The sequence below is a fragment of the Mariniblastus fucicola genome, assembly GCF_008087665.1.
GTDB classification, from domain to species: domain Bacteria; phylum Planctomycetota; class Planctomycetia; order Pirellulales; family Pirellulaceae; genus Mariniblastus; species Mariniblastus fucicola.
Genome location: NZ_CP042912.1, coordinates 89,249 through 107,038 on the forward strand (window position 1 = coordinate 89,249; position 17,790 = coordinate 107,038).

The following is a 17,790-nucleotide window of genomic DNA, read 5'->3' on the forward strand; positions in this document are numbered from 1 at the left end:
TGCTCTCTCGCTTGTCCGTTTTCCTGATGAAGAATCGACAATGGAACTCAAATCAGTTTCACGCATCCGTTTGGTAGTTTGCAGATCGCTGTTGGCCTTCCTGATTGGAGTCGCTGTCCAGACGCAAGCCAATGCAAATGAAGACGCGCCCCGAAAACCAAACATCATTTTGATCATGGCCGATGATGTGAGCTGGGAAGCGTTCGGGTGCTACGGCGCGGAAGATTACAAGACGCCGCAGATTGATCGGCTTGCTCGTGAAGGCGTTCGGTTCACCCACTGTTACTCGACGCCGATCTGCACGACGTCGCGGGTGAAGATCATGACCGGGAAGTACAACTTTCGAAACTACACGCACTTTGGCTATCTGAATCCGAAAGAGAAAACGTTTGGCCACATGCTTCAATCCGCCGGCTACAAGACAGCCGTTGCTGGCAAGTGGCAACTGAACGGACTCTATAATTCGCTGCCCGGACACGACGACGCCGACCGGCCTCACAAAGCAGGTTTTGATGAGTACATGTTGTGGCAGTTGACGACCGGAAAGGGCGGAGCCAAAGATCTCGGTGGCGAACGTTTCTGGAGCCCGCCGATTGAACACAATGGAAAATTCCTGACCAAGGAGATGAACGAAGGCAAGTACGGTCCGGATATGTTCTGCGAGTTCATTTGTGACTTCATGGAGAGAAACAAAAGCGAACCGTTCTTCGTGTACTACCCGATGGTTCTGGTCCACGATCCGTTCGTGAAAACGCCCGATACGATTGGTGACGATGAGCGACTTTACAGCGCCAACGCCCGGCCGAAAGGCAAAGCACAGAAGAAAAAAAACTTTGTCGCCATGGTCAATTACATGGATAAAATCGTCGGTCGAGTCGCGAAGAAAGTCGAAGACATTGGCCAAGCCGAGAACACGATCATCCTGTTCACCGGCGACAACGGAACGAACCCTTCGATCACATCCCGATGGAATGGGCAAAACATCTGTGGCGGCAAAGGAGGCATGAAGGACATGGGAACGCATGTGCCGCTGGTCGCGTATTGGAAAGGCCACACGCCAAAGGGCGTTGTCCTGGACGACTTGGTGGACTTCACCGATTTCTACGCGTCGTTTGCAGAAGCGGCAGGCGTTGAGCCTGACTCTGATGATCCGATTGACGGAAGAAGCTTCTTGCCTCAACTCGATGGCCGCGCTGGCAACCCAAGAGACTGGGTACTGTGCCACTACGAACCCTATTGGAACAAAAAGTCCGGACAGTTCGTCCGCAACGGCAACTACAAACTTTATCGCGACGGGCGAATGTTCAACGTCCCGGATGACCTCAAGGAAGAAAACGATCTTTCGAAGTCAACGGATCCACAGATTCGCGCCGTCCACGATGACTTTTTGAAGTTCCTTGAAAGCTGCCCGCCCGCGCCGACTGGAGAGCGAGCCGGCAGCAAAACCAAACAACGACCGGTCTACCCCGATTGGAAGAACCTGTTCGGACCAGGCGAGAAAGAGTCTGATTCCTGACTGATATTTCCCAGAGGGTTGGACGCTAGCCATCCAAACAAACGTACCCGCCTTGACTCAAGTACATTTGTAAATGTATATAGTTGGTCCAGCTACATTTGTACTTGAACAGTCGACTGATTGGAAATCCCACGATGGCAGAACGGCCAGCACTTTCGAAAGGTGAGATGACGGTTGCCAGAGCGCTATGGAAAGTAGGGCCGGCGATTGTCAGAGACATCTTCGAAGAGGTTACTGCCAATGAGCGCATGAGTTTTTCAACTGTGCAGACCTACCTGCGTCGCTTGCAATCCAAAGGCTACGCGAATTCAAGGCTAAAGGGTCGATTGCGAGTCTTCTCTGCTCGAACGCGTCCGACGACTGTCATTCGCGAAACCGTTGACGAATTTGTTGATCGACTCTTCGGCGGTGAATCAATGCCTTTGGTACGGCATTTGATTGAAGAAAGAGGCATCAACAAAGCCGATCTGGATGAACTCCGAAACTTGCTCGAAAGCTACGAAGCGGAAGGAAATAGCGATGAATGATACGAACCTGTTCTCGCTGCTCACTACGCAGACATGGCAAGTTGTTGTCGTTGCTGTCGTGGCATGGACACTGTCGCGGAAGTTTGCTTCTGACCGGCCACACCTCGCACATGCACTCTGGATGCTGGTGCTCCTGAAGGCCATCACGCCGCCGATTTGGTGTAGTCCGACCAGTCCATTCAGTTGGCTCGCGTCGCATAATCCAACGACGTCTTTGCAGTCCGTCGAACAATCAGATTTTGAGTTCCCCACACCTTCGCTGGAGTCAAACTCATCGAGGGTAGTGCAGAATCCAACTTCATCGCCCGCTAAGAAGCTACATCAATTCAACCGGGAAACTGGCACGCATTCGTCACCCAGATGGCTGGGAATTGAGTTTTGGAAGAACTCCCTCAAGGAGGTTCTCATAGTTGGCTGGTTGGCGGGCTTTGCAGTCAGTTTTCTGCTGTTACTGGTTCGCTACATTGCATTGCTACGGACGATCCAAAAATCTGAATCCGTTGTTCGGCCGGATATCGATGAGTTGACCGGCAAGCTTTCGAGGCGTCTTGGGATCCGTCGCCGAGTCAGAGTTCTCATTCTGGAAAATGAAATCGGCCCTGTTGTTTTGGGAATCGCAAGTCCGACCATTGTCCTGCCGGCACTTGTTGTCCGCAAGCTGAACATGAATGAGATATCGCTGTTGCTCGCCCATGAGCTAACTCATCTGCGCAGAGGCGATTTGTGGTGGGCGGTGGTGCAGGCTCTGGCAAAGAATGTTCTTTGGTTCCATCCGTTCGTCCATCTTGCGGAGCGTCGTGCTACTCAAGAGGCGGAACGCAGCTGCGATGAGGATACTGTGGCCGCGATGAACTGCAGTCCAATGGCCTACGCGAGATGTTTACTGAAAGTATTGAATCACAAACACCAGTTGCGTTCTGTCCCGGCATTGCCCGGGGTGCGACCGGTAGATATTACCCTGGCTCGAATGGAGAGAATTATGAAACTTGGACAAGGAAGTCCGCGAAGTGTTCCGGCGATAATCTGGTTGGTTTTGCTAGTGGGATGTGCACTCACCCTTCCCGGCGCCGGAATTACCCGTGCTCAGGAAAAGCAGGCGACCGATCGCACTGAATCCTCGAAGAAAGACAGCAACTCTCAACTTCGCCAAGCCTATTTCGGCTCGGAGCCATTTCAAAAATTTCAACAGTCTATGGCGTCGCTTACCGCATCTTCGAAAGCGTCGTCACGTCCAGTCGTGCTGAAGACGAAGTTGTACTCGAAGTTGTACTCGCTGCGGGACTCTGACGTCGAGCAGCTGGATATCGACTGGTCTGCGTATCAGGATTGGGATGACGATGAAACCGGTTTGAGCGAGAGACTCCTGGATGTCGAAAAGGAAATATCGATCGTCTACAACAACCCAACGAAGTATGCCATCCTCGATCACGAGCAATGTGCGAATCTGTTGAGTCAGATCAATCAGCAAAAGCATGCTCGTGAAACGCCGGTTTCTGACGTGACGGTCGGCAACGAGATGGCATTCGTGACTACCGGCGTCGAATCGGACTACGAAGCTGGAGTCATTGAGTTTGAAAATCGGCCGACTGAAACCCGCAAGGTTTTGCGAACTTTCAAAACTGGATTGGATTTGTCTGTGAAGATTGAAACGAAAGAAGACGGGTCTTGTTCAGTCGGTAGCGTCTTTATGTTCTCGGGCGTTACAAATGTGTCAAAGCCTGGCGAAGCGATGAAAAATACTGGCCAGGATTCCAAACCCGAAAAACCGCGAGTCACACATAAAATCGCCATTTCGAAAATTGATTTTTTGGCAGACCAAAAAGCCGCTCTTCTGGTCTACGACGAAACTCAATCTCCCTGGTTGGCTGTCTACGAGTGTCGTCCTGCAACAGACGTTAACTCAGATTCAATGACGGTCCAGGCGAGCTATGAAGCGGACGCAGACGATCTACCAAAGTACGAATTCGTCATCAGTAGCAACGGCGACGCGACAACTGAATTGGGCGATTGCCGCACGCTCGACTATTTTGGCCACAAGTTAGCGGTTACCAAAAGTGTTGTGCTTTCGAAAAAGGACGGTCGAACTGTGCTCATTGGTACCGACATTGAATGGAGGCGAAAGAACCGGATCGTTGCTTCTGCAAGGAGTGGACAATTTGAATTCTCGGATGACGGAAAGTCTTACGTGATCAGCCTCAAGGGCAAAGCGCGGTGCTGGATGGGCGAATCGGAGCTTGTCGAAGCTGATGAAATCGACACTAGCTACAACGAGAACTCAGTGAAGATGGATTTCCGTGGGGCAGTGCAAATCACCCATGCCGAACCGATCTATTCTGGAGACGATTACCGCGGCCCCAATATTTCTGCGGACCATGTGTGGCAGGAAAATGGATCGGTTTTGAAATGCTCAGGGAATGTTTGTGTTGTGGAAAGAACCATTGATGGTAGGCCTACAACGACTCGGGCCGAGGAAGTTCAATTGGTTCCCGCAAAGACAAAAACAGCTTTTGGCAAAAACGTGAAAGTTGAAATTCTCGACCATAAATAGGGTGACTCAAATCCAGTTTGTGGAAATCACATCGACACCATCGGTCAGGAGCAAAAGGTGTTGCGAAAGTGACACCTTTTGGCCATGAACATCCCTCACTTTTTGACAATGCTGCTCGCGCTCGCGGCCGGGTTTGTGCTTTCGCGGTTTAGCCAAAAGAAGTTGCCGCTGACGACGGCGCAGAAATTCGGATTAGGCGTTGGCGGTTTGATTGGCGCGATGACCGGAGCGAAGCTTCCGTTTCTGTTTACCGATTGGGATCAGTTCATTTCGGGAGCCGCGTGGTTTTCCGATGGCAAGACAATTCTGACGGGACTGGTCGGCGGATACCTTGGCGTGGAAGCCGCGAAGTGGGCGTTCGAAGTCAAAACGAAAACCGGAGACAGCTTTCTGATTCCGGTAGCCATCGCAATTGCAATCGGAAGAGTCGGTTGCTTCTTCGGCAGTTGCTGTTTCGGGACGCCAACAGAGATGCCCTGGGGAGTCGTGTTCCCGAAAGTCGATGCGATCGCTCGACATCCAACGCAGCTTTACGAAACCATGTTCCACCTTTCGGCCGCCGCGATCGGTTGGTGGGCTCAGTCGAAAAACTGGTGCACGGGAAACCGGATCAAGATCTATATCGCCAGCTACGCCGGCTATCGGTTTGTCAGCGAATCGATTCGTCCCGAGGCAAGGATTTTCGCGGGCTTCACGAGTTATCAGATAGCCAGCCTGTTGATCGCCGGGCTGATGATCTGGCTTTGGCTGCGAGACGTTCAGTCGCAAGAATCATCGGGCAGCGAATAGACCAGCGGCCCTGCCCTCCCAACGTCTTGCCGGGAGAACACGGACTGCTGCGATCGCAATGTTGCAACGTGAGTTCGATTTTACTTCCGCAAAAACGAATTGAGCGGCGTAAGAAAACGATCGTAGGCTTCGATGTGAGGCAAGTGACCGATCCCGTCCAGCAACACCAGCTTCGCATCCGGAATTTTGCTGGCCGCGTTTTTCCCGAGCTCCTGATACTGCCCCAGCGTCGCCTTAACTTCAGGACTAACCAGGTCCTTTCCCAACGCCGTGCGATCGCGGCCACCGATGATCAACAAAGTCGGCGGCTTGATTCGATCGAGATCGTGAACCACCGGTTGTGAGTAAATCATGTCGTAGGTTTGAGCCTGTACCAGCGCCAGTTGCGGATAGTTTTCGCCCATCGACATCCCCGCCAACACATCCACCCAAGGTTGGTACTCTGGTTTCCAAACGCCATCGTAGTAGCTTTCCAGCTGATACTTTTTGATTCCCGCCGCTGACTTTTTGAGTTCGCGTTGGTACCACGCATCGATGCCGCGATAGGGAACTCCTTTGACGGACCAGTCTTCCAGTCCGATCGGATTAACAAGTACCAACTTCTCAGTCAGCTCCGGATACGTGAGCGCGAAACGGGCCGCCAGCATGCCGCCCATTGAGTGACCAAGAATCGTCGCCCGTTCAATTTTCAGCTCGTCCAACAGGGACTTCGTCGAAGCCGCCATTCCGATGAACGAATATTGAAAGTCCGTGGGCTTGCTTGATTTGCCAAACCCGATCTGATCCGGAATCACAACTCGATAGCCCAACGCAGTCAGGTCCTTGGCGGTGCGTTCCCAGTAGGCACCGGAAAAGTTCTTTCCGTGCAGCAGGACAACGGTGCCCTTGGATTCACCTTTGGGCGTCACGTCCATGTAAGCCATTTCGAACTCGCGATCGGCGATCGACTCCTTATGCCATCGGACTTCGAAGGGGTAGTCGTATTTTTCCAAGCGTATGCCCAGTTCGCGGATGGATGAATCGGAGGTTGTCTGAGCGGAACTTTCTGCAAGTCCGGACAGGGCTCCGCATGCCAAGGCGACAAGAACCGCCACGGGGATGAGGTAACCGGATCGTGATGTCCGCGAAGCGATCAGTTCATGAATTGGCGTCATAGGTTTCTCCGATTCTCAATCGAATGCGAGGTTTCTGGGGCGTCAGATGCGAAAAGGAAATCGCGACACTAACGAGGAAAAGGCCAATGGGTATTGGCGATACTTGCAAGAATGACCGCGCTTACAGCGATCTGCAAAGATCGGCCGATTATTAAGAAACTTTCAAAGATGATGTTGAAAAGAGTCGCCTATGGTGCTGCGAAAGTACCTTTGAGAACACTTCGCACCGCGAAGAGCACTATGCGTAACATTAAGACTTTCGCTTCGTGCTTGTATTCTGGCAAACGTTTGTTCGGTGGCAAGAATCGTACTGGATTAGCCCGCCGCGAAGGGTATCCAGTCGCCCGACTTCTCTTTTTGGCCGCCTTCGTGAATGATCGTTTCCATAAATACGTGATGACCAAGCCGCGTGACTCCTCGCTCCACCAGATCGATCAACGTCCACCAGTCGCGATCCCTGGCATGGTTGGTGGAAAACCAGAGTCCGGGCAGAGCCTTGCTTTTGATGACGCCAATTTCATCCGGAGGTACCAAGACGAAATTCGATTCGGTTCCAGTGACAAGTCTGATGCTGATCCGCGTATGTCGCAATGTACTCCGCAACACCAAACCGTTCGGAAATGGCACGACGGAATTTGTGTTCGTTCACTTCATAGGCATCGAAGACATCAAAGATAAAAATCGGCGGACCGGCGAATCCATTTTCCGTTGCATCGCACTGTTTTAGTCGACCATGGTTCACCTATGCGACCAGCCCGGGCACGATTCGCGTTTCTGCATTGAGAATTGCGCGTACATGAAAGCACACGTAGATTCCAGGCGTTGCAAGTCAGTAGCGATTGACACATAGTCGATCGTCCGTAAGCAAAATGGTCTTGGGGGAGGGAGCCCAGGCATGGGAGTTCGATTCGGAGGGCAAAGAGACCCCAGGAGAATTCCAGCTTTCCTGACAGTCCACGAAAAAAGCAGCCGATGGTGAGTGACGTCATCGGCTGCTTCCCGTTAGGCGAAATTCAATCAGCAACTACTGGAGTCGCCGACAAAACGTTCTCATCCCCCAACTCGTTTCTTCATTCGCTGGTTGATTCGTTCGCGAATCTGATCGTTGATGTTGTTCGGCTTGTAGTCAAACTTGTCGCCGGAAAGCTCTTTCAGCTTCGCCTGTTGGGTGGACGTCAGCTCCGACAGAAGCTTGCCTTTGATTTCTTCCTTCAGCTTCTCCATTCGCTCGGCCAATTCCTTTTTCAGTTCCTTCTGGCGATCCTCGATACGCTTCTTCTGTGCCTCATCGATGCCCAGCTCTTCCATCACCTGATCCGACAGCAGCGTCCTGGCGGCCCCGCTTTTCTGCATTTGAATCTGCAACGCAACCTGCTTCAATCGATCAAGCTGGTGCGGCAACAGCATCGATTCCAGTTTCGCCTGGCGCCCTTTTTGAAGTTCCGCGATCTCCATAGCGATGTCCTTCATCTGCGACGGATCCAGTTTGCCGCCAGCCATCGATTGAGCCTTCTCCCTGATCTGTTCCTGTAATTCGTTTTGAGCGCTCTGGAACTGGTCCAGTTGATCGCCAACCAGTTCCAGTTCTTCGCGAACGTCTGTGTTATCAAGCAACGAAAGCGGATTGATCGCGCCCGCGTTGGGAAGCCAGTCGCCGGCAATGCTGTCTCCAGTGAAAATTTGGAAAGACGATTCACCGCCCTCGAGGTCTCCAGCGAACGACATCCGCGAGGAAGAAATCACGACTGGAGCCCCGCCAGAGTTGTCGACCGACATCTGGATCTCCATGACTTCCTCGCCGACAGCCGGTTCATCGTCCTGAGCCAGGGCCGGAGAAGAAAGTACACCGCCGAGGCAAAGGCCGGAAATGACGAGCGAGTGAATTGCTTTACGAATCATGGTATCTCCTGAGGAAGTCGAATTTGTTTTGGCAGTGTGTATAAAAAAAATGAGCCCCACTCGGAAACGAATGGGGCCTGTTGAAACTAGAAATCTCCGCGATCTTCGCCACGCATTCCGCGACGCATTTCTTCCATCCGCTCTTCCATTCGGCGGATCTTTTCGTTGAACTCGTCCATCATTTCAAGACGAATGCCGCCGCCAAATCCGTCTGCGAAATCGCCTCCCTCACCGAGAATGATTCCGGGTCCAAACTGTTTGAACTCAAAGTTCATGCCGGGACCAAAGCCAGGAAAATTCTGGCCAAAGTCAGGACCAAGTTCGACCATCATCTGGTTGACGCCTTCGCGTTCGGTTGGCGTGACGGTCAGTGAGATCTCTTCGCCACCGCGTAGAACGGTGAAGACAACATCAAGGCCCTCAGCGCCGGCTTCATTGACGATCGTCGAAAGATCTTTCTGCGTCATGACCGGTTTCTGATCGGCGTACATCACGATGTCATTTTTTGCAAATCCAGCCTGCTCCGCAGCACCGCCACGAAGCACGCGAGTGATCACCAAGCCAGTTTCCTCATCGATTTTCAGTTGCGAGCGAAGCACTGCAGAGACGGGTTGGCAGGAAACTCCGATCATCCAGGTTTTGGGTCCTTTCGATTCGGAAACGACTCCACCGAGCCCACCGGAACCGAGGTCGATTTCACGACGAACTCCGTCGGGGCCAACCAGAATTGCCTTGCCGGTCGACTCCAGTTTTTGCTGGCCGTCTTCACCGACGACTGTTTTCGAAGACCGCGTGATCGTGACGCTTTTGGCATCCGACATTTTGAATTCTTCGACACTGCCGTCCGGTTTGACCACGGTGATGACGCCATTTTCGATCGTCGCCGATCCCTTCTCGGCATCCCCGTCCGCATCGATCCTGATTGCCTTGCCGACGACGGTTCCTTTTTCTTCAAGGTCTTTTGCGATGCCTACTTTTTCACCGTCCTGATTTAGCAGGATGATTTCCTGAGCAAACGCTGACGAGCAGCAAAGAACAACCATGAACAACGGAAGAATACAGGTTTTCATTTGAATCTCCTGTGAGGAAATCTGGTTCGTAAATAAGGTGTGAAACGTAATCGCGCCGTGCAGCCTAATGTCCCTGGTTGAAGCGAATGCTTCTGACCGGAACCACGAACTGACGTCCGTCCTCAAGGCGGCCCGACATATAGTTGGTTGATTCGTCGATGTCGTATCCCGACTGGCTCAGCCGTTGACGTGCCTCTGGCGAGAAACCCGAATCCGGCAAAATGTCGTCGAGCGAAACTCGTTGCGTCGCGTCGCCGTTACTGACCAATCGATGTAAATCGTTGTACCGATACAAGTCGACTTCTCCGTTGATCGCTTCGCCGTCCGGCGTCAACAGTTCCATCCGGTATTCGGGTTGAAGATCGACCGGCGTGACTTGCGGGCTGACCGGGTCGTTGCTTGCGATCATCGCTGGGCGGTCCGTTGGATCAGGCGACATGGTTGGCCCATCGCTCCCTGTCAGATAGCCAACCAGTCCGGCAACGGCGAGGCTGGCGGCTATCGCCAGTTGACGGACCAGAGGCATCGGTTGGGAGGTTGTTTCTTTCGCTTCAGGCTTGACCGGTTTAGCCGTCTTGGTGGACTTGGCCGGGCCAACCGCGACGTCATCAGCCAGCGTTTCAAATTGTTTGCTGAACAATTGATCTTCCGCAAACGCACAGGCGATCATTCGCCACTGGTTCGGATGCTGATCGGCAAGCTGCAGCATTTCGCGAACCTCGGCGGCAGAAAGTTCGCCGTCGATCAGACGTTGAAGCTGATTCGGATCGGTTGAAGTTTCATTTGACATTGGGAAGGTCCTGTGGATCGATGTTCAAAACTTGCAACGAGCTTCTCATCCTGTTGCGGGCTCGGGCCAGTCTCCTTTCGACGGCCTTCTCCGTGATACCCAAACGATCAGCCAACTGTTTGTAGCTCCAGTTTTCGGTGTACTTGAGCATCAAAATTTCTCGGCTCTCTTCGTCCAGGGAACCGATCGCAGATTCCAGTGACTGACTCTGTTCCTGTTTCAATAACCAATCCAGCGGTTGTGGTTCCGGAGCCGTCAGTTCGCTTTGCAGCGTTTCGTTCAGCTCCGGTTTTGCGTGTGATTTACGATTGGCTTTGCGATGAAAATTCGCAGCCTTTCGCACCGCCACGCCGTACAAAAAAGGAGCCACTTTCGACGGTTCGCTGGGAACCGCGGCGGCCGATCCGTTGCTGGACTGTTGAACCACCGCGAGGGCGACTTCCTGCATCAGGTCATCGATCGAGTGCGGGTCTCCAATGCGACTTTGCAGCACCTTGCGCAACCAATTGCGATGCGTCGCAATGGCTTGCAGCCAGTCGATCGTTTGGGGACTCGATGCGGATTCCATGACGTCTGAGCACGCTCGGTAGTTCAAGTCTGCGTCAGCAATTTGTACGCATTGATAGTTGCGCTGGGAGCATTTTTCCCCCTCGAAAATTGCAGAAAACATTTTTAGGCCGGTTCTGAACCGAGTTTGGCCCTGTTTTCACCGCGAAAAACGAGGGCTGGGCGCTTTGGTCCTCGCCGAAGTCTTGAAGCGACAGCTACTTTGCCAGCACCCAGCGAGCCACCGAACCTTCGGGGCCGACCGCCCAGCCTGTTCGGCCGGTATCGGAAAAGCCAACCGAGTTGAAACCCTTGTTGGAAATCCGAACCCATTTGTCGCCAAGATCGGTCGACATGTCCGTGCCGTTGGTACCAACCGCGACAAGTTTGACTTCGCGGCCGTTTTTCCAGGCTGCGACGCAACTACGATAGCCACTAGGAGCAACGCGAGGAGAAGGCGTCGTCCAGGACTTTCCACCGTCGCGAGTCACCGCGTAATTGCTGCTCGTATCGTCGGCTTCGAGATAGTTGCCTCCAACCGCGACGCCGTGGCGATCGTCCAGAAAGCAGATCGAGAAAATGCCGCTCGACGGAGAGCGCTCAATCGGGATCGGACCGCCGAAGGACCAGGACTTGCCGCGGTCTTTGGAGATCAGGATTCGCGAACTGCTGCGGGTCTGGTCTTCTTCGGTTCCGCCAAGCCCGATGAAGCACAGGTCTTCACCGACGACACACATGTTGGTTCCGCTGGCCGCAAAGCCGGCCTCTCCTTTTTCGGTAATCGGAAGTTGGTCCGTGTGAAGCGACTTCCAGGACTTGCCGCCGTCCTTGGTTCGAGCCAGCCAGATTCGGCCATTGATCGGGTCGCTCATCACGATCCCGTAGCGGTGATCCCAGAAAGAGATCGCGTCGAAGAAGGCGCCTGATTTTGAACCGCAGGAGTTCCACGTGCGGCCTCCATTGGTGGTGCGGAAAATCTTGGCGACATCGCCGGAACTGATGATCACCGCGGTGCCGTCATCGAAAGCGTGGATGTCGCGGAAGTCAAGTTCTTCGGCGCCTTCGACCGGACGGGATCGCCATGTCTTGCCGCCGTCGGAGGAGACGATGACCGTGCCTTTGGTGCCCGACGCCCAGATGACTTTGTCGCTGACGACATGCAGTCCGCGAAAGCTGGCGTCGGTGCCAACGTCGACGGCTTGCCAAGGCGATGTGACGACTCGCTGAGTCGTGCTACCGGCGAGTTCGATGTTCTCTTTTTCCTGCGCGAACAGAGGGGAAGTGATGAAGGCAAGCAGGATAAGTGTGGCGAGAGTTTTCATGGTTTTGAGAATGGGGAGACGTTTGCAAAAGGCACGGTGGTCTCCACCGTGTGCTGGTTGATGAATGCAATCACAGGCTGGAAGCCTATGCCACCGACGATGAATGCAATCACAGATCGAAAGCTTATGCCACCGACCGAAATTCTACAGCACGGTTTCGCCAGCCGGGAAACTTCCGAGCACGGTCAGGTTGGAGCAATGAGCGCGGGCTTCGCCGACGACCGTGGCGATGGCGACGTCCTTGCGATGGCCTTCGATCTCAATGAAGAAAGTGTAATCCCAATTCTCCTCGCGGCTTGGGCGTTTTTCGATGTGCGAAAGATTAATCTGGTTTCGCTTGAAAACGCTCAGCACATCAACCAGGGATCCCGGATGATGGTCCGTGGTGAACATGATTGACGTTTTGTCTTTCTTGGAGATCTCAGTTTCTTCGCGCGACAGGATCAGGAATCGTGTCACGTTCGACTGACGATCCTCGATCGCCTGGAACAGCGGGTGCAGCCCGTAAATCTCGCCGGCCAACGAAGAGCCAATCGCCGCAGCGCCGCTTTCGGGGTCGATCAGATATTCGTCAACAGCCTGACGCGCCGCCGCCGCAGTGCTCTCGGCCGGGATGCGTTCCGCGTTCGGGTACTGCGTTGCCAACCAGTTGCGGCACTGGGCAAACGCTTCCGGTCGCGAGTAGATTTTCTTCACGTCTTCAGGTTTGCCAGTCGAGAGCAAACAGAAGTGAATCCCCAGACGGACTTCGCCGTAAATGTTCAGCCGATCGTGGTAGGTCATGAACGAGTCGAGCGTTTCGTTGATGCCACCGCCGATGCTGTTTTCGATCGGAACCAGACCATAGTTCACGTGGCCGCGGGCGACTTCTTCGAACACGCCTTCGATCGCGCGAAGGTCTTCGTACTCGCAGCAGGCGCCGAACTTTTTGGTGGCAGCGAGGTGGCTGAACGTTCCGATTGGACCGAGGTAGCCGATCCGCAGTGGTTGTTCGAGCTTGAAACTGCCGCTCATCATTTCGCGATAGATGGCTTCGATGGCTTCCTGGGGAAACACGCCTCCCTTGTTGAGCTGAGCGACTTTTTTCATTACGGCTGCCTCGCGATGCGGCGCGTAAATCGGAATGCTGGAACCCTGTTTGATCTTGCCGACTTCGATCACGTGGCGAGCACGTTGGTTGATCAGGTCGACCAGTTGGCGGTCGACGTCGTCGATGTTTTTCCGTAGTTCCGCCAACGGATCTTCGTTAGTTTCGTCAGTCATGAGCGTGGTGTTTGAGGTGATTGGTATAGGGTTAGTTTAACGGCAAGCCGCAGGCGACGGTGTTGGAGTGTAGGAACGCAGTCGCCTGCGGCTTGCCGTTAAACGAAAAGGATTGTGCTTGGGCAATGCGCTCGCGACGCTACCAAGCTACTCTGATTCTGGAAACGATGGTTTCATACCCAGATGTTTCGCCAGAAAAGCCCACTGATCCGCCACTTCTTCGATAATTTTCGAAGTCGGCTTGCCCGAACCGTGGCCGGCCGACGTTTCGATGCGAATGATCGTTGGGTTCTCGCCGGATTGAGCTTCCTGTAAACGAGCCGCGAACTTGAAGCTGTGACCAGGCACGACACGATCGTCGGTGTCGGCTGTCGTCACCATGGTCGGCGGATAGGCCGTGCCGTCGGTCACATTGTGCAGTGGCGAGTATTTATAGAGGGCTTCGAATTCCTCAGCACTGGCCTTGCTGCTGCCGTAGTCGTCAACCCAGAACCGTCCGGCGGTGAATTCCTGGAAACGAAGCATGTCCATCACGCCGACCGCTGGCAAGCAGGCGCCGTAAAGATCCGGTCGCTGAGTCAAACAAGCGCCGACCAGCAAGCCACCATTGCTTCCGCCCTGAATTCCAAGGTGTTCAGGAGACGTGTACTTGTTGTCGATCAGATATTCGGCCGCTGCGATAAAGTCATCGAACACGTTTTGCTTTTGCGTCTTCGTGCCGGCCTTGTGCCAGTCCTTGCCGTACTCGCCCCCGCCGCGGAGGTTTGGCATTGCGAAGATTCCGCCCATTTCCATCCACTGCAAGCGCGAAATCGAAAATCCGGGCGTGAGTGAAATGTTGAAACCGCCGTACGCGTACAGCAGCGTCGGGTTGGTGCCGTCGAGTTCGATGCCTTTCTTGTGAGCGATGAACATCGGAACACGTGTGCCGTCTTTACTGTTGTAGAACACCTGGCTGACTTCGTAGTCGTCCGGATTGAAATCCACTTTGGCTTCGCGAAGCAATTTGCTTTCGCCTGTTTTCAAATCGTAGCGATACGTTGACGGTGGGCGATTGAAGCTGCTGAACGAGTAGAACGTTTCGTCGTGGTCGCGTCGGCCGCCGAATCCGCCAGCCGATCCGATGCCCGGAAAGGAAACTTCGCGGACAAACGTTCCGGCCAGATCGAAAATTTTGACCTGAGATTTGGCATCCTTCAGATAGTTCGAGATGATGTTGTCGCCAACCATTGAAGCGCTTTGCATCGCTTCATCGGCTTCGGCGATGATCACGTTTCGCTTTTCCGGATCGCTGATGTCGATCGTGAGAATGCACTTCTTGGGCGCTTCGAAATCGGACTTGAAGTAAAACGTGGAACCTTCGTTGCCAACGAACGAGTATTCGTTTTCAAAATTGTCGATCAGCGTTACCAGCTCTGAATCCGGATCGCTTAAATCTTTGTACATCACACGATAACGATCGTCGGTGCCCTTCCAGACGGTCAGAATCAAGTATTTTCCGTCCTCGGAAACCTCGGGCGAAAATCCCCATTCAGGATGGTCCGGATCGGAGTGAATCAGTTCGTCTTCCGATTGGTCATAGCCGAGTTCGTGGTAATAGACTTTCTGGTTCAGGTTCAGCGACGTGAACTCGTCTTCCTTGCTTGGTTCGTCGTAACGGTTGTAAAAGAAGCCCTTGCTGTCCTTGCTCCACGACGCGCCACCGAACTTGATCCACTCAAGTTTGTCAGCCAGCATTTTGCCAGATTCAATTTCCATGACCTGCCAGGTCCTCCAGTCCGAACCGCTTTTCTGGACGCCGTAAGCCAGATACTTGCCGTCGTCGCTGAAGGCTAGTCCGCCAAGCGCGACGGTGCCGTCTTCGGACCACGTGTTCGGGTCGATCAGCACTTTCGGTTCTGCGTCGAGCGCATCCTGGGAGTACAGCACGAACTGATTTTGCAGGCCATCGTTTTTCTGGAAGTAGTACCGATCGCCGCGACGAAACGGAGCACTGTACTTTTCGTAGTCCCAGAGTTTTGTCAGCCGCTGATCAATTTCTTTGCGAAACGGCAGCGTCTCGATGTATCCAAAGGAGACTTTGTTTTGGGCTTCGACCCAAGCGGCGACGTCTTCGGATTGCCGCACGTCGTCTTCAAGCCAGCGAAACGGATCGGCGACTTCGACGCCAAAGTATTCATCGACCTGTTCGACTTTTTTGGTTTCGGGATAGGACAAGGTGGGCGAATCTTGCGACATAAGCGATTCTGAATTTGTGTTGAACGCGGAAACGAAAACAAGGATCGCAAAATAGAAAGCAATCGATCGGTCGTACATGCTCTTTTCCTGATAGGTCGAGTTGCCGTAGGTGTCAGCTAGCAACGAGTTGAGACACTTGGGAGCCAACAGTCTAGCGATTTTGTGAAAAAAAATCGATTGTGCGGACTGTGTGGCCGATAACGACAAGGACCCTACAAGATATGGCACCCCCTTCGGAGAGAAATAATGTATCGCCACATGTACCGCAAATGCCTTTTGATTGCTGGCCTGGCGGGAGCATCTTTGTCAGCTGTTCAAGCTCAGGATCACTTGATCGATGGAGCCAAGGAAGAAGCTGCCCGCGTGATTCAGTTGAAAAACCGTATCGAGATCGAGGCGGAAGAGACCGCGGCTGACGTGTCGTCTCGCGCAACGCGACTGGCGTCGAATCCGCTCGCACCCGTGAATGCGGGTGGTGCATTTGTTCCACCGACAGCGACGAAACTGACAGCACCCCAGGTTGCTTTCGACGAGATCAATTCTCCGCAACCGCTGGTCCCTGCTCCGACATCGGCGCAGGTGAGTGCTCCACAAGTTGGCGTTCCACAAATCAAGAACTCGTTCGTTCCGCCAAAGGTGTACGTCGAGAACAAGACACCGGCTTCCAACGCGTCGTTTGCGAAATCTCCGCGTGCAACGTCACCTGTGGCGGCTCCGGTTCGTCGCAGCGAAAGTGCTCCGTTTGTCACGACGACCATTTCGGCGCCTGAATTTGTTAACGTCAGCGAAACCGCACCGGTTCGAATTGACGTGCGAAATCCGGGCAAGTCAACGGTTTACGATGTGACCTTGATTGCGACGCTTCCGCCACATGTTAAAGCAAGCTCACGACAGGCTCAGATCGTAGACGGAAAGTGCATCTTCAAGGTTGACTCATTGCAGCCGGGCGAAAACCGACAGTTGTTGTTGGAGATCGTCACCGAAGAAAAACAACCACTGAATATTGAAACGGCTTTGACGCTTTCGAACCGCAACAAGGTTCAAGTTGGCGTTCGCAAGCCACAGTTGGTGGTTTCTGTCGAAGGGCCAACTCAAACAAACATTGGTTCCAAAGCGACTCATGTCATTACCGTGACCAACACGGGCGACGGGATTGCCAGCAACGTCAACTTGATCGCTGACATTCCAGAATCGCTTCGTATCGTTCAGAAGTCCGGCTTTGAAACGCCTGAAAACTTGCGTCCAGGCCAACAGGCTCAGGCTCGCATCGTGACAGTACCTCATCAGCCTGGACAGGCAGAGCTCGCGTTCGCGGCTGAAGGAAACTTTTGCAAGGCAACGCCTGCAGAAGCCGGGCTACGAGTTACGCAACCGGAACTTCGCGTCGCTGCGGTTGGTCCAGACATGAACTTCGTGGAACGTGACGGGATCTACACGATCACGATCGACAATCCGGGCGAAGTCGATGTGAACAATGTGGAAGTTCAATTCGCGATCCCGGAAGGCGTAAAAGTTACGACCATTAGCCGTCAGGCGAAAATGGATGGTCCGCAACGTACGCTGACCTGGAACTTTGATCGAATTCAAGCCAGCACCGAGCAGACGATTCAGTTGAAGGCCATCGCCAGCAACGAAGGCGAGAAAACGTGCCGAATTCGCGTTGCCAGCGATGAAACGAACGAGAAAGAAGTATCGCTTAAAACCGTGATCGCGACCCGTGCCGAGTTGAGCATTCAGATGCAGAACGTTGGCGGTCCGGTTCAGGTTGGTAGTGAAGCGACGTTTGTCGTCATCGTTGAAAACCGCGGTAGCAGCGTCGCCAACGACATGGAAATCGAAGTTCAATTGCCTGCAGGAATGCAGCCAGCAAGTCCGCGTGACGGCGTCGTCGATGACGATGCGAACTCGATCCTGTTCGCAGACTCCGAGTTGCCTCCGGGCAAAACGCGTGAGTTCAAGTTCTCTGCCGTTGGTGTTGAGAAAGGTGAACACATCGTTCGCAGCTCACTTGAGTCCGTTGGCTCCAAGCAACGCATTATCGTTGAGAATAGCGTATTCGTTTACGAGCCAGCACAGGCTCGCGTCAGCGAATCGCTTCAACCTTCGATCCCACGCTAGGCTTGCTTGC

The 17,790-nt window shown here is 53.5% G+C and carries 14 protein-coding genes; 5 read left to right on the plus strand and 9 right to left on the minus strand.

Annotation, left to right across the window (positions count from 1 at the left end; translation table 11 throughout):
• Positions 1 to 40 precede the first annotated feature (40 nt).
• The 4 genes from MFFC18_RS00345 (at position 41) to MFFC18_RS00360 (ending at position 5,380) form a co-directional block, all read left to right on the plus strand.
• A complete protein-coding gene (locus MFFC18_RS00345; protein WP_084417308.1) occupies positions 41 to 1,516 on the plus strand; it encodes a sulfatase-like hydrolase/transferase in 1,476 nt (491 codons plus the stop codon).
• Between the two features lie 134 nt (positions 1,517 to 1,650).
• Positions 1,651 to 2,043, plus strand: coding sequence for a BlaI/MecI/CopY family transcriptional regulator (locus tag MFFC18_RS00350; RefSeq protein ID WP_075085885.1), 393 nt, complete (start codon positions 1,651 to 1,653; stop codon positions 2,041 to 2,043).
• On the plus strand, positions 2,036 to 4,591 hold the full coding sequence (locus MFFC18_RS00355; RefSeq protein WP_075085707.1) for a M56 family metallopeptidase: 2,556 nt from the start codon (positions 2,036 to 2,038) through the stop codon (positions 4,589 to 4,591). Before MFFC18_RS00350 ends, MFFC18_RS00355 begins: the two co-directional genes overlap by 8 nt.
• Before the next feature lie 84 nt (positions 4,592 to 4,675).
• The gene (locus MFFC18_RS00360) at positions 4,676 to 5,380 is read left to right on the plus strand and encodes a prolipoprotein diacylglyceryl transferase (RefSeq protein WP_087149681.1); all 705 of its coding nucleotides are present in this window, start codon (positions 4,676 to 4,678) and stop codon (positions 5,378 to 5,380) included.
• A gap of 80 nt (positions 5,381 to 5,460) precedes the next feature.
• On the opposite strand, the gene MFFC18_RS00365 is transcribed toward MFFC18_RS00360, so the two are convergent.
• From MFFC18_RS00365 to MFFC18_RS00405, 9 genes are all read right to left on the minus strand, one after another.
• Positions 5,461 to 6,534, minus strand: coding sequence for an alpha/beta fold hydrolase (locus MFFC18_RS00365; protein WP_084417306.1), 1,074 nt, complete (start codon positions 6,532 to 6,534; stop codon positions 5,461 to 5,463).
• Between the two features lie 315 nt (positions 6,535 to 6,849).
• Complete coding sequence (locus tag MFFC18_RS00370; RefSeq protein WP_148618566.1) at positions 6,850 to 7,161, minus strand: hypothetical protein; 312 nt, start codon at positions 7,159 to 7,161, stop codon at positions 6,850 to 6,852.
• A 423-nt stretch (positions 7,162 to 7,584) separates the two neighbouring features.
• On the minus strand, positions 7,585 to 8,433 hold the full coding sequence (locus MFFC18_RS00375) for a hypothetical protein (protein WP_075085704.1): 849 nt from the start codon (positions 8,431 to 8,433) through the stop codon (positions 7,585 to 7,587).
• 86 nt (positions 8,434 to 8,519) lie between these two features.
• Positions 8,520 to 9,503, minus strand: a complete 984-nt coding sequence (locus tag MFFC18_RS00380) for a PDZ domain-containing protein (protein WP_075085703.1) — start codon at positions 9,501 to 9,503, stop codon at positions 8,520 to 8,522.
• A 64-nt stretch (positions 9,504 to 9,567) separates the two neighbouring features.
• On the minus strand, positions 9,568 to 10,293 hold the full coding sequence (locus MFFC18_RS00385) for a hypothetical protein (protein ID WP_075085702.1): 726 nt from the start codon (positions 10,291 to 10,293) through the stop codon (positions 9,568 to 9,570).
• Entirely contained in the window at positions 10,283 to 10,861 is a 579-nt protein-coding gene (locus MFFC18_RS00390; protein ID WP_157665208.1) for an RNA polymerase sigma factor, read from the minus strand. Before MFFC18_RS00390 ends, MFFC18_RS00385 begins: the two co-directional genes overlap by 11 nt.
• 196 nt (positions 10,862 to 11,057) lie before the next feature.
• The gene (locus MFFC18_RS00395; protein WP_084417305.1) at positions 11,058 to 12,161 is read right to left on the minus strand and encodes a YCF48-related protein; all 1,104 of its coding nucleotides are present in this window, start codon (positions 12,159 to 12,161) and stop codon (positions 11,058 to 11,060) included.
• Between the two features lie 144 nt (positions 12,162 to 12,305).
• Positions 12,306 to 13,424, minus strand: a complete 1,119-nt coding sequence (pheA, locus tag MFFC18_RS00400) for a prephenate dehydratase (protein ID WP_075085700.1) — start codon at positions 13,422 to 13,424, stop codon at positions 12,306 to 12,308.
• Positions 13,425 to 13,571: 147 nt separating this feature from the next.
• Entirely contained in the window at positions 13,572 to 15,740 is a 2,169-nt protein-coding gene (locus MFFC18_RS00405; RefSeq protein ID WP_244949104.1) for a prolyl oligopeptidase family serine peptidase, read from the minus strand.
• 168 nt (positions 15,741 to 15,908) lie between these two features.
• Between MFFC18_RS00405 and MFFC18_RS00410 the strand changes: the two genes are divergently transcribed.
• Positions 15,909 to 17,780: a COG1361 family protein gene (locus tag MFFC18_RS00410; protein WP_084417304.1), complete on the plus strand. Its 1,872-nt coding sequence runs from the start codon at positions 15,909 to 15,911 to the stop codon at positions 17,778 to 17,780.
• Positions 17,781 to 17,790: the final 10 nt, after the last annotated feature.